This window comes from Mycolicibacterium doricum, from assembly GCF_010728155.1.
Classification (GTDB): Bacteria; Actinomycetota; Actinomycetes; order Mycobacteriales; family Mycobacteriaceae; genus Mycobacterium; species Mycobacterium doricum.
On sequence record NZ_AP022605.1, the window covers coordinates 1,353,855 to 1,365,508 of the forward strand.

At 67.5% G+C, this 11,654-nt stretch carries 15 protein-coding genes and 2 pseudogenes; 14 read left to right on the forward strand and 3 right to left on the reverse strand.

The annotated features are described in order from the left end of the window. Positions 1-14 precede the first annotated feature (14 nt). Together G6N07_RS06705 and G6N07_RS06710 are read right to left on the reverse strand one after the other, a co-directional pair. On the reverse strand, positions 15-890 hold the full coding sequence (locus G6N07_RS06705) for a D-alanyl-D-alanine carboxypeptidase family protein (protein ID WP_085188876.1): 876 nt from the start codon (positions 888-890) through the stop codon (positions 15-17). Between the two features lie 143 nt (positions 891-1,033). Continuing rightward, positions 1,034-1,672 carry a class I SAM-dependent methyltransferase gene (locus G6N07_RS06710; protein WP_085188874.1) on the reverse strand — a complete coding sequence of 213 codons (639 nt, stop codon included), beginning with the start codon at positions 1,670-1,672 and terminating at the stop codon, positions 1,034-1,036. A 180-nt stretch (positions 1,673-1,852) separates the two neighbouring features. On the opposite strand from G6N07_RS06710, the gene rpsP reads away from it, so the two are divergent. From rpsP to trmD, 4 genes are read left to right on the forward strand one after another with little or no spacing between them, the layout of a single operon-like run. Further along, positions 1,853-2,371, forward strand: a complete 519-nt coding sequence (gene rpsP, locus G6N07_RS06715; protein ID WP_085188872.1) for a 30S ribosomal protein S16 — start codon at positions 1,853-1,855, stop codon at positions 2,369-2,371. 9 nt (positions 2,372-2,380) lie between these two features. Continuing rightward, positions 2,381-2,623, forward strand: coding sequence for an RNA-binding protein (locus G6N07_RS06720; RefSeq protein ID WP_003928628.1), 243 nt, complete (start codon positions 2,381-2,383; stop codon positions 2,621-2,623). A gap of 16 nt (positions 2,624-2,639) precedes the next feature. Then, positions 2,640-3,161 carry a ribosome maturation factor RimM gene (gene rimM / locus G6N07_RS06725; RefSeq protein ID WP_085188870.1) on the forward strand — a complete coding sequence of 174 codons (522 nt, stop codon included), beginning with the start codon at positions 2,640-2,642 and terminating at the stop codon, positions 3,159-3,161. A gap of 14 nt (positions 3,162-3,175) precedes the next feature. Next, entirely contained in the window at positions 3,176-3,859 is a 684-nt protein-coding gene (trmD, locus tag G6N07_RS06730; RefSeq protein ID WP_085188868.1) for a tRNA (guanosine(37)-N1)-methyltransferase TrmD, read from the forward strand. Here the strand turns inward: trmD and G6N07_RS06735 are convergent. Continuing rightward, positions 3,856-4,782 carry a serine hydrolase gene (locus G6N07_RS06735; RefSeq protein ID WP_085188866.1) on the reverse strand — a complete coding sequence of 309 codons (927 nt, stop codon included), beginning with the start codon at positions 4,780-4,782 and terminating at the stop codon, positions 3,856-3,858. The genes trmD and G6N07_RS06735 overlap by 4 nt on opposite strands. A gap of 317 nt (positions 4,783-5,099) precedes the next feature. On the opposite strand from G6N07_RS06735, the gene rplS reads away from it, so the two are divergent. The 10 genes and pseudogenes from rplS to G6N07_RS06780 all read left to right on the forward strand — a co-directional run. Next, positions 5,100-5,441, forward strand: a complete 342-nt coding sequence (gene rplS, locus G6N07_RS06740) for a 50S ribosomal protein L19 (protein WP_011559369.1) — start codon at positions 5,100-5,102, stop codon at positions 5,439-5,441. A gap of 51 nt (positions 5,442-5,492) precedes the next feature. Then, entirely contained in the window at positions 5,493-6,332 is an 840-nt protein-coding gene (gene lepB / locus G6N07_RS06745) for a signal peptidase I (RefSeq protein ID WP_085188864.1), read from the forward strand. 265 nt (positions 6,333-6,597) lie between these two features. Next, complete coding sequence (locus G6N07_RS06750) at positions 6,598-7,317, forward strand: ribonuclease HII (RefSeq protein WP_085188862.1); 720 nt, start codon at positions 6,598-6,600, stop codon at positions 7,315-7,317. Between the two features lie 69 nt (positions 7,318-7,386). Continuing rightward, entirely contained in the window at positions 7,387-7,692 is a 306-nt protein-coding gene (locus G6N07_RS06755; protein ID WP_011559372.1) for a DUF2469 domain-containing protein, read from the forward strand. 98 nt (positions 7,693-7,790) lie between these two features. Beyond that, positions 7,791-8,564, forward strand: a complete 774-nt coding sequence (locus tag G6N07_RS06760; protein WP_085188860.1) for an HAD-IIA family hydrolase — start codon at positions 7,791-7,793, stop codon at positions 8,562-8,564. Between the two features lie 192 nt (positions 8,565-8,756). Further along, a pseudogene (locus tag G6N07_RS06765) lies at positions 8,757-9,331 on the forward strand (thiamine pyrophosphate-dependent enzyme); the annotation flags it as partial. A gap of 141 nt (positions 9,332-9,472) precedes the next feature. Then, complete coding sequence (tnpA, locus tag G6N07_RS06770; protein ID WP_163784126.1) at positions 9,473-9,871, forward strand: IS200/IS605 family transposase; 399 nt, start codon at positions 9,473-9,475, stop codon at positions 9,869-9,871. A 4-nt stretch (positions 9,872-9,875) separates the two neighbouring features. After that, the gene (locus G6N07_RS20220) at positions 9,876-10,016 is read left to right on the forward strand and encodes a helix-turn-helix domain-containing protein (protein WP_244949050.1); all 141 of its coding nucleotides are present in this window, start codon (positions 9,876-9,878) and stop codon (positions 10,014-10,016) included. Between the two features lie 49 nt (positions 10,017-10,065). After that, complete coding sequence (locus G6N07_RS06775; RefSeq protein WP_244949051.1) at positions 10,066-11,124, forward strand: RNA-guided endonuclease InsQ/TnpB family protein; 1,059 nt, start codon at positions 10,066-10,068, stop codon at positions 11,122-11,124. A 45-nt stretch (positions 11,125-11,169) separates the two neighbouring features. After that, a pseudogene (locus tag G6N07_RS06780) lies at positions 11,170-11,649 on the forward strand (transketolase C-terminal domain-containing protein); the annotation flags it as partial. Between the last annotated feature and the right edge of the window lie 5 nt (positions 11,650-11,654).

An 11,654-nucleotide genomic window follows, 5' to 3' on the forward strand; every position in this document is an offset into this window, starting at 1 on the left:
GTGTTTGGTACCGACTACAGCGCTCCGACGCTCGCGCCGCGGTCCAGCCCGAAACCCCAGTCGAGGAGACCGGCCGCCTGATCCCAGTAGGTCGGTCCGCCCTCTTTGACCAGCCCGTGCATCAGCACCACCACCAGGCGCCGGCCGTCACGATGCGCCGCGCCCACGAACGTCTTGCGGGCGATGTCGGTGAACCCGGTCTTGCCGCCGATCGCGCCGGGGTAGCGGTGCAACAGCTCGTTCTGGTTGACCAGGACGGTGTCCCCGGTCTTCGTCGGGAACACCGTCGAGGGCATGGCAGTGATCTGCGCAAACACCGGGTGGGCCATGGCCGCCCGGAAGATCACGGCCAGATCGTGCGGGGTCGACCAGAACGGCATCCCTGGTGCATCCAATCCGGACGGTGTCACCACGTTGGTGCCGTGGGCGCCCAACACGGCGGCCTTGGCGTTCATCTTCGCCACGGCAGTGTCCATGCCGCCGAGCGTGCGGGCCAAGGTGTTGGCAGCGTCGTTGCCCGACACCAGCAGCAGGGCCTCGAGTAGTTGGCGGGCGGTGTACACCTGCCCCGGGGCCACCCCGGCGCAATTGCACTCCACACTGGTGTCCGCCTCGTCGGCGACGACTGTCGACTCCAGCGGCACTTCGTCGAGCACCACCTGCGCGAGCAGCGTCTTGATCGTGCTCGCGGGGGCGTAGCGGGTGTTGTCGTTACGGCCGGCCAGCACTTGGCCGGTATCCATGTCGGCCACGATCCACGCCTCGGCCGGGCCTGCGGGAATCGGAACCGACCCCACCGGCTGGATGTCGATGTCGGCGACCGCGGCGGGTGCGGCGACGATGCTCAGCGCGGCGAGCAGGATTGCGAACAGATTGACGAGCCTCCCCATGGCTGGTGAGCGTAGTCATGTTCCATCGAGCGATGTCGAGCCTGGCGGAAATCTCGGACCGGGTGTTTACCCGCGAACGCCTACATCGACTGCCGCTCCCGTCCTCGCTTGACAGTCGCGCCATGACGGCACCGTCGGAAACCTCAGGCCGGGCGCTGGGCGGTGATCGTGTGGCGGGGCAGCCGGCCGTCGGCCCGGCTCTGCACGGCGACCGTCAGACCTGCCCGTTCCAGCTTCGCGACGATGTCGTCCATCGAACGCAGCCGAAATCCGTACGGCGTCATGGGCAGCCGTCGCATCACCTCCGGATCACCCACGCCGATGGCGGCCCGGCCGCCGGGCCGCAGCGTCCGCGCGAATTCGGCCGACACGGCGTCCAGATCGTCGACGAAGTACACGGTGTTGACGGTGATCGCCGCATCGAGTGTGGCGTCCCCGAACGGCAGCGCGGTGAGCGAACCGTGCGCGAGCCGCAGCCGACCACTGTCGATGTCCCGGCCGAACTGCCGCCGCGCCCGGTCCAGCATGTCTCGGGACACCTCCACGCCGTGCACCGTGCCACCGGTCCCCACCGCGTCGACGAGCAGGCGCAGGCCCGCCCCGCCCCCGAAACCGATGTCGGCGGCGACCCCGCCGGCCGGCACCTGCGCAGCGGCCACCGCCGTCGCGATGGCTTGGCCGTTACCGCGGTTCAGTGCTCCGGCGACGACTCCGCCGAGTCGTCCGTGCGGGCGCCCCAGCTGTCCGGCCATGCTGGTGAGCAGTCGCTGGCGTAGTGACATTGCACCAGTGTGCCCGACCCAGTGATTTCCGACCCGACGTGCTGGTCTGGCACAATGGTCCGCTGTCCGCCCGCGACCCTGGCCGCTCGGTGGTCACACACGCGAGGCAAGACCGGATCGGGCAACCCGCCCGCATCGCTGAATTGCAGCGTGGCAACGCATGAGGAGTATCGCTTCACCATGGCTGTCAAGATCAAGCTGACCCGTCTGGGCAAGATCCGCAACCCCCAGTACCGCATCGTCGTCGCCGACGCGCGCACCCGCCGCGACGGCCGCTCCATCGAGGTCATCGGCCGTTACCACCCCAAGGAAGAGCCCAGCCTCATCGAGGTCGACTCCGAGCGGGCCCAGTACTGGCTCGGCGTCGGCGCCCAGCCCACCGAGCCGGTGCTGCAGCTGCTCAAGATCACCGGTGACTGGCAGAAGTTCAAGGGTCTGCCCGGCGCGGAGGGCACGTTGAAGGTCAAGGAACCCAAGCCCAGCAAGCTCGATCTGTTCAACGCCGCGCTGGCCGAGGCCGAGGGCGGGCCCAGCACCGAGGCGACCCAGCCGAAGAAGAAGAAGGCGCCGGCGGCGAAGAAAGCCGGGCAGGCGGCTTCCGACATCGAGGCGACAGCCGATCCCGCCGGTAACGCCGACAAGTCCGAGCCGGCCGCTGAAGGCGAGGACGCCACGGTCGCCGGCGCCACCGAGAGCTGAGCGGACACCGTGAGTTCAGTCGTCGTCGACGCCGTCGAGCATCTCGTCCGGGGAATCGTCGACAATCCCGACGATGTGCGCGTGGACATGGTGACCAACCGGCGCGGACGGACAGTCGAGGTGCACGTGCACCCGGACGATCTCGGCAAGGTGATCGGCCGCGGGGGTCGCACGGCGACGGCGCTGCGCACCCTGGTCGCCGGTATCGGCGGGCGGGGTATCCGCGTCGACGTGGTGGACACCGACCAGTAGCGAATGAGAACCGTTCATGGACCTCGTAGTCGGGCGGGTGGCCAAGGCGCACGGCGTCACCGGTGAACTGGTCGTCGAGGTCCGCACCGACGACCCCGACGCGCGGTTCGTTCCGGGCGCCCAGTTGCGCGGCAGGTTTGCCAACGGTGGCGCGGAACGCCGCTTCGTCATCCAATCCGTTCGCCCGCACGGCGGTCGGCTGCTGCTGCGGCTCGACGGGGTGGCCGACCGGGCCGCCGCCGACGCGCTGCGCGGAACGGTGTTTTTGGTCGACACCGATGAACTGCCGCCCATCGAGGATCCCGACGAGTACTACGACCATCAGCTGGAGGGACTACGGGTGCGCACGGTCGACGGTGTCGACGTCGGCACCGTGGTCGAGGTCCTGCACACCGCGGCCGGCGAACTGCTCTCGGTGAAGACTCCCGAGGGCGCCGAGGTGCTGGTGCCGTTCGTCACGGCGATCGTGCCGCGCGTGTCGCTGGCCGCGGGCCTGCTGGATATCGATCCGCCCGAGGGTCTGCTGGACCTGGAGTAGGGGGATGCGCAGCGGTGCTCATTGACGTCATCACGATCTTCCCGCGCTACCTCGATCCTCTCCGAGAATCCCTGCCGGGCAAGGCCGTCCAATCCGGACGTATCCAACTCGGCGTACACGACCTGCGCGCGTGGACCCACGACGTGCATCGTTCGGTCGACGATGCGCCGTACGGCGGCGGTCCGGGCATGGTGATGAAGGCACCGGTGTGGGGAGCCGCACTCGACGACGTCTGCACCGAAGACACGCTGCTGGTGGTGCCCACCCCGGCGGGGCGGCTATTCGACCAGGCCACCGCGCAACGGTGGAGCACCGAGCGGCATCTGGTGTTCGCCTGCGGACGCTATGAGGGCATCGATCAGCGGGTCGTCGACGACGCCGCCCGGCGGATGCGGGTGGCGGAGGTGTCCATCGGCGATTACGTGCTCAACGGCGGTGAGTCCGCGACGCTGGTGATGGTCGAGGCCGTCGTGCGGCTGCTGCCCGAGGTGCTCGGCAACCCCGCCTCACACGCCGACGATTCGCACTCCGCGGGACTGCTCGAGGGGCCGAGCTACACGCGGCCGCCTAGTTGGCGCGGACTGGAGGTGCCCTCAGTGCTGCTGTCCGGCGATCACGCGAAAGTTGCGTCGTGGCGGCGCCAGCAGGCGCTGGCCCGGACCCGGGAAAGACGGCCGGACCTGCTGAGCGGGAATTAGATCCGGCCGCCCGGGAACATCGTCTTGACCGCCCTGGTGATCGTGGCCCGGGCTTCGTCGGCGCCGGCCGGCTGGTCGGACCCGATCACCACGATGTAGCGGCGGTCCGCACCGATGACGCCGGTCGACAGGTGCATCCAGTCTGAGCCGATGCAGCACATCCAGCCCTGCTTGACCGCCACCGGTACCGCGTACAGGCCCTCCGGGATGCCGAAGCGTTGCGGGTACACCCCGCCGGGCTGGGTGCCGTCGATTCCGTTGGGCGTCGACGCGGCGAGGTTGTCGACGATCATGTCGGCCTTGACCCGCGCCAGACCGCCGGCGCCCGAGAGCAACATGTCGTAATAGCGCACCAGGTCCGCGGCGGTGCTGACGGTGTTCCACCATCGGCCGTCGTCGGGCGGGCGGGTGCCGCTCAAGCCGTATCGCTGCGCCACGCGGGTGACGATCGCGCTGCCGCCGCCCCGATTCCAGAACACCTCGGCCGCGCTGTCGTCGGATGACCGCAGCATCGATTCGAACGATCCGCGCTCCTCGGGCGACAACCGTCCACCCCTGAGCAGCAGGTCGTCGGCGATGAAAAGCTTCACCACTGACGCGATCGCCATACTGCGACCGTTACCGTTGGACACCATCTGTCCGGTGTTGCGGTCCTTGATCAGCACAGTGATGTCGGCACCCGCCTCGGCGGCCTGGTCGGTCGCCAGCCGCGCCCGGTCGTGGAGCCCGTTGAACGATGCGGCGGGCTGGTCGGGTGCGGCCTCGGGGAGCGGCGCCATGGCGCCCTGTGGTGCGACGACGGTGAGGGGCGGGGCGTCCGGAAGTGGCGTCGTGCCGTACCCACGGGCGTCACACCCCGAGACGGCCACCGCCGCGACCACGCTCGCGGCGGTGGCCGTCAACAGCATCGACGGCCGTCGCATGGCTCTCCTTATCGATAGCCGGGGCGCCCGTGGCGGGAATCCGTCCGCCGCATCGGGTGCCGCGTAACAGGTAATTCAACCCTAACCTTTACCCAGGTGCGTCGCTGATCAGCGTCGGTCACGAAAGAACGCCGCGAGGCGGCGATTTCACCGGACCGGGGCCCGTCTGGCACAATTGAGCAGTTGTCCGCGCAGGACGTGGGGTGGCGCCCTGCGGTCCGCTGCGAGATACGCCCCGAAAGCGTCCGTAACCACCGGCCCGGCGCGCGCTGTCCTACGCAGCCTGCCCATGCCCAAGCAACAAGGAAGTGTCACCGATGAACACGCTGGACTTTGTCGATCAGTCGTCGCTGCGCGACGACATCCCGGCTTTCGGCCCCGGCGACACCGTCAACGTTCACGTGAAGGTGATCGAGGGCTCGAAGGAGCGCATCCAGGTCTTCAAGGGTGTCGTCATCCGGCGCCAGGGCGGTGGCATCCGCGAGACCTTCACGGTGCGCAAGGAGAGTTACGGCGTGGGCGTGGAGCGCACGTTCCCCGTGCATTCGCCCAACATCGACCACATCGACGTCGTCACCCGCGGTGACGTACGCCGCGCGAAGCTTTACTACCTGCGTGAGCTCCGTGGCAAGAAGGCCAAGATCAAGGAGAAGCGCTGACCGCCGGCGCCGCTGTCGGGCGTCGGTCGGTGTGCTGGCTAGTGTGAAGCCGTGACCGATAGCCCCGAGTCGTCGGCCGAGGACGTCGTCGGCAAGGTTGAGTCCGACGCCGAACCGCACGTCGACGACCAGGACGAGACCCCCGGCCGCAAACACTCCGCGCTACGCGAGCTCGCCATCCTGGTCACCATCGCTATTGTCTTGTACTACGTGATGCTCACGTTCGTCGCGCGGCCGTACTTGATCCCGTCGGAGTCGATGGAACCCACGCTGCACGGATGTCCGGGCTGCGTCGGCGACCGCATCATGGTGGACAAGCTGACCTACCGGTTCGCCGAACCGGAACCCGGCGACGTCATCGTGTTCAAGGGCCCGCCCAACTGGAACATCGGCTACGAGTCGATACGGTCGGACAATCCAGTCATCCGCTTCGCGCAGAACGCGCTCTCCGTCGTGGGATTCGTGCCGCCGGACGAGAACGACCTGGTCAAACGGGTGATTGCGGTGGGCGGTCAGACTGTCGAGTGCCGCGCGGCCACCGGGCTGACCGTCGACGGCAAAGAGCTCGTGGAGCCGTACCTGGACCCCGAGACGATGATGGCCGACCCTGCCGTCTACCCCTGCCTGGGCAACGAGTTCGGGCCGGTCACCGTCCCGGAGGACAAGCTGTGGGTGATGGGGGACAACCGCACCCATTCGGCCGACTCGCGCGCGCACTGCACGAACCTGCCCGGTGACGCGCAGCGCGGCCTGCTGTGCACCGGTGACCCCGAAGCGGGCACCATTCCGGTGGGCAACGTGATCGGGAAGGCACGGTTCATCGCCTGGCCGCCGGGGAGATGGGGCGGGGTGGGATCGGTGAACCCGCAGACCGCCAACCCGAACCAGTAGACACCCGTAGGAGCCGAGGATCTGAGATGAGCCGCTTGCGCGAAGAGCCGAGGGCCTGAGATGAGCCGCTTGCGCGAAGAGCCGAGGGCCTGAGATGAGCCGCTTGCGCGAAGAGCCGAGGGCCTGAGATGAGCCGCTTGCGCGAAGAGCCGAGGGCCTGAGATGAGCCGCTTGCGCGAAGAGCCGAGGGCCTGAGATGAGCCGCTTGCGCGAAGAGCCGAGGGCCTGAGATGAGCCGCTTGCGCGAAGAGCCGAGGGCCTGAGCTTGCCGGCGTCGTGGCCGCCGCGAACGGTGATCCGCAAGGCATCAGGTCTGCGCACGCTGGAGTCCGCGCTGTACCGCAACGGGCTCGGACCGGTGGCGGGAGTGGACGAGGTGGGCAGGGGTGCCTGCGCCGGCCCGCTCGTGGTGGCAGCGTGCGTCCTGGGCCCGAACCGGTTGGCGAGTCTCGCCGCGCTCGATGATTCGAAGAAGCTGGGCGAGAAAGAGCGAGAGCGGTTGTTCCCGCTGATCCGCCGTTATTCGCTGGCCCACCACGTGGTGTTCATCCCGTCCGAAGAGGTGGACCGCCGCGGCGTACACGTGGCGAACATCGAGGGGATGCGGCGGGCGGTTGCGGGTCTGCCCGTGCAGCCGGGTTACGTTCTGTCCGACGGGTTCCGGGTGCCGGGGCTGCCGATGCCGTCGTTGCCGGTCGTCGGTGGCGATGCAGCGGCCGCCTGTATCGCGGCGGCCAGCGTGTTGGCCAAGGTGAGCCGTGACCGGTTGATGGCGGGGATGGAACGCCAGCATCCCGGCTACGGATTCGCCGAACACAAGGGATACAGCACACCGGCGCACACCGCCGCGTTGGCCGAACTCGGGCCGTGTCCGCAGCACCGCTATTCGTTCATCAACGTGCGCCGGTTGGTCACTGCGGGTACTTGGCAGATCAGCGAGGGGTTGACCGACGCCGAACCCGGGCAGTGCTGTGAACCCGGATAGGGGGAGGATTGCGATGAGCGGGGAAGACCGACCGGCCATGCCATACCGACATGAAGGACAGCAGTACTGATGAGCGCCGAGGATCTCGAGAAGTACGAAACCGAGATGGAGCTGTCGCTGTACCGGGAGTACAAGGACATCGTCGGGCAGTTCAGCTATGTGGTCGAGACCGAACGGCGGTTCTACCTCGCCAACAGCGTCGAGATGGTGCCCCGCAACGCCAACGGCGAGGTCTATTTCGAGCTGCGGTTGGCCGATGCGTGGGTGTGGGACATGTACCGGCCCGCTCGGTTCGTCAAACAGGTCCGGGTCATCACGTTCAAGGACGTCAACATCGAAGAGGTGGAGAAGCCGGAACTGCGGTTGCCCGAGTAGGTGGCTCTCACCTCAGTTCGTCGGCGATGGCGTCGAATGCCGCGATCGTGGGTCGGCGATTAGCCGGTGCGGGCCCGGCACAGTGACAGACTGAGCACGTGCGCTCCACTGCCAGATGCTGGCTGACCGACATGGACGGCGTGCTCGTCCGCGAAGAACACGCCCTTCCCGGTGCCGCCGAGTTCCTCGCCCGGCTCGTCGAACGGGAGCGGCCGTTCCTGGTCTTGACGAACAACTCGATCTTCACCCCGCGGGACCTGGCGGCGCGGCTGGCGCGGTCCGGGCTCATCGTGCCGGAACAGTCCATCTGGACGTCGGCTATGGCCACGGCGACCTTCCTCAGTGACCAGTTGCCGGGCGGGTCGGCCTACGTCATCGGAGAGGCCGGGCTGACTACGGCGCTGCACGAAGCGGGATACACGCTGACCGACCTCGAGCCGGCTTTCGTGGTGCTGGGGGAGACCCGGACCTACTCGTTCGAGGCGATCACCAAGGCGGTCCGGCTGATCCTCGGCGGTGCCCGGTTCATCGCCACCAACCCCGACGTGACCGGGCCTTCCGCGCAGGGACCGCTTCCGGCGACGGGCTCGGTGGCGGCCATGATCACCAAGGCCACCGGCCGGGAGCCGTATTTCGTGGGCAAACCGAACCCGATGATGTTCCGCAGCGCGCTCAACCGCATCGAGGCCCACTCGGAGGGCACTGTGATGGTCGGCGACCGGATGGACACCGACGTCGTCGCGGGCATCGAGGCGGGCCTGGAGACCATCCTCGTGCTCACCGGTTCGACGAACATCGAGGACGTCGAGAGGTATCCGTTCCGCCCCAGCCGGGTGCTGCCCTCGATCGCCGAAGCCATCGATTTGGTGTAGTGATGCGGCACCCCGGCAATTCCCGATCGGTGCTGGCCTATGAGGGCATCAGCGAGGTGCATACTCTCGTCATCGGCGAGGCGTTGACGGAAATGTCCGCGTTCCGCCGGGCACGGCGCTAGTTCAGGAGGCCCGGTGGGCAGCACCAGAAATGAAGCGCTCGACGAGTACTTCACGACGACGATCACGCAACTGAGAGCGAGCCCCCTGCGCCCCGTGGACCAGTTCGCGCAGAGCTGCTTTCGCTGTTCGACGCCGTATTGGCCAGCCGGCACCTCGATCTGGCCGCCCGGTGGTTGCGGTCGCGAGGCCGCGGTTACTACACGATCGGATCGTCCGGCCAGGAGAGCAACGCCGCGGTGGCAACGGCGCTGCGGCCAACCGATCCGGCGCTGCTGCACTACCGCTCGGGTGGGTTTTTCCTCGCCCGCGCCCAGCAGGTCGACGGCGGACTGACCCGTGGGATCCGGGATGTGCTGCTCGGTCTGGTCGCGGCCACCGACGAGCCCATCTCCGGTGGGCGGCACAAGGTGTTCGGCCGCGCCGACCTCAGCATCATCCCACAGACCAGCACCATCGCCTCGCACCTGCCGCGCGCGGTGGGGGTGGCGTTCTCGACGGACCGTGCCCGCAAACTGCGCGTGCCGTGCCACTGGCCGGATGACGCGGTCACCGTGTGCAGTTTCGGCGACGCGTCGGTCAACCACTCCACCGCGGTCGGTGCGCTCAACACCGCCATGCACACCGCCTACCAGGGCATGCCGATCGAAAGTAGGTAGCGCGGCGGACCCCTGCCTTCAGGCATGGGGGTGAGCGCGTCAAGTTCCTGCTTTGGGTGGCCACTGCGCGGGTACGGTTCCGGCGTGTTGAAACATTAGATGGTTGATCGCTGTCTAATGTTGTCGGGTGTGGGTGTTACGTTGCGGACGAACGCGAATATCGCGTTCGGGTGCGCCTATCACGTTGTCTGGTGCCCGAAATACAGACGCAAGGTGATCGGCGGGCGGATGGAGCAGCGGCTCAAGGACATCATCGTCGAGGTGATCGAGGAGAAGGGGGCATGGTTGATCGAGATGGAGACCATGCCTGAGCACGTGCATCTGCTGGTGGAGGTCGACCCGCAGTTGGGGGTTCACAAGCTGGTGAAGGCCATCAAGGGCAGGTCCTCGCGGCTGCTGCGGCAGGAGTTCTCGTGGCTGAAATCGCGGTTGCCGACATTGTGGACGAATTCGTATTTCGTGGCGACGGTGGGTGGGGCACCGTTGTCGGTGATCAACCGCTACGTCGAGTCGCAGAAGGATCGTTGAGATCGTGGTGACGGGGCGGCGGTTTCGGGTGGAGTTCACCGACGCGCAGGCGGTGTTCGCCGAGCAGATCGGGGCAGTGTGTCGGGCGGTGTGGAACACCGGGTTGGAGCAGCGCGGTGAATACCGCCGCCGCGGGCGTGGATGAACTACGGGCCCCAGGCCAAAGAGTTGGCCGAAGCCAAGACTGAGCATTCGTGGCTCAGAGACGTTTCGGGCACTGCCTGCAGCAGACACTGATGGATCTGGATAAGGCGTGCCGTGAGCAGGGGACGTTTCGGGTGCATTGGCGTTCGGGTCGGCGGTGGGCGCCGTCGTTCCGGTTCCCCGAGGGCAACAAGATGGTGGTGGAGAAGCTCAGCTGCAAACATGCGCGGGTGAAGCTGCCCAAGCTTGGGTGGGTGAAATTCCGGGCGTCACGCAGCCTGCAGGGGGAAACCGTCCGCTCGGCCACCCTGTCGCGGGACGGTGCGCACTGGTTCGTGTCGTTGCTCGTCGACGACGGGATCGCGGCCCCGGCAGAGCACGCCGCCCCGGGGACCGCGGTGGGGGTGGATCGTGGTGTGGTGGCGGTGGCCACCAGCGACGGTGAGCTGGCTGACCGGGAGTTCGTCACGACCGGTGAACGCCGCCGCCTGGTAGCGCTGCAACGCAGGCTGTCCCGCGCGGCCAAGGGGTCGGCAAACCGCACCAAGACCCGGCGGGCTCTGGCGAAGTTGCGGGCCACTGAGCGGCACCGCCGCCAGGATTTCTGCGTCCAGACCGCGCACCGCCTGGCCCAGTCGAACGCAGTCGTGGTGCTCGAAGATCTCAAGACCCGCAACATGACGCGCCGTGCTGCTCGGGTCGAAGATCCCGGCAACGCCGGGGCGTTCCTGCCGAACGGCGCGTCGAGTAAATCCGGTTTGAATCGGGCTGTACTGGGGAAAGGATGGTATCGGTTCGAGCAAGCGTTGAGGTCTGTGTCGCGTTATGCCGGGACACAGGTGATCAAGGTTCCGGCGGCCTTCACGTCGCAACGGTGTCCGGTGTGTGGGCATGTTGACCCGGAATCCCGTGAGAGCCAAGCGGTGTTTCGGTGCACAAACTGCCCGCACGGGCCCGTACACGCTGATGTGAACGCCGCCAAGAATGTATTGGCCGCAGGGCTTGCGGTCACCGCCTGCCGAGAAACCACAGCGCCTGCGGGTGTTGCGGTGACGTCGACGCAGGAACCAGCAGGAAACCGCGAGGAATTACTGCTCCAACCCGTCTAACAGGTTGGAATCCCCCGACTTTCAGCCGTGCGGAGGAACGTCAACGCGCTTTACCACACCAAGGATCTGCACACCGACGGCGACGAACAGTGGCTGGCACCGCTGACCCGGGCGCCGGCGCCGATCGGGCGGGCGCGAACCTACGGCGACGGCACCGACCTGACGGTCCTGACCTTCGGCAACGGCCTGTGGATGAGCCTGCGGGTCGCGCGGCGGCTCGAACGCCTGCACATCGCGACCCGCGTCGTCGATCTGCGTTGGCTCGCACCGTTGCCCGTCGACGACATGCTCCGCGAAGCGCAGGCCTCCGGGCGGGTGCTGACCGTCGACGAGACCCGCGAGACCGGCGGCGTGGGCGAAGGCATACTCGCCGCGCTGCTGGCCCACGGGTACACCGGCCGCGTCGAGCGGGTGGCCAGCCGCGACAGCTTCATTCCGCTCGGCGACGCCGCACTTCAGTCGCTGCTGAGCGAGGACGCCATCGAGGCGGCCGCCATCAAGCTGGCCGGAACGGCTGGCGGTTGAGCTCT

Excerpts from the sequence above, each read along its gene's own strand:
- G6N07_RS06755 (WP_011559372.1), top strand. The coding sequence starts at position 7,387 with ATGAGCGCCGAGGATCTCGAGAAGTACGAAACCGAGATGGAGCTGTCG.
- G6N07_RS06705 (WP_085188876.1), bottom strand. The coding sequence starts at position 890 with ATGGGGAGGCTCGTCAATCTGTTCGCAATCCTGCTCGCCGCGCTGAGC.
- G6N07_RS06710 (WP_085188874.1), bottom strand. The coding sequence starts at position 1,672 with ATGTCACTACGCCAGCGACTGCTCACCAGCATGGCCGGACAGCTGGGG.
- rplS (WP_011559369.1), top strand. The coding sequence starts at position 5,100 with ATGAACACGCTGGACTTTGTCGATCAGTCGTCGCTGCGCGACGACATC.
- G6N07_RS06735 (WP_085188866.1), bottom strand. The coding sequence starts at position 4,782 with ATGCGACGGCCGTCGATGCTGTTGACGGCCACCGCCGCGAGCGTGGTC.
- rpsP (WP_085188872.1), top strand. The coding sequence starts at position 1,853 with ATGGCTGTCAAGATCAAGCTGACCCGTCTGGGCAAGATCCGCAACCCC.
- rimM (WP_085188870.1), top strand. The coding sequence starts at position 2,640 with ATGGACCTCGTAGTCGGGCGGGTGGCCAAGGCGCACGGCGTCACCGGT.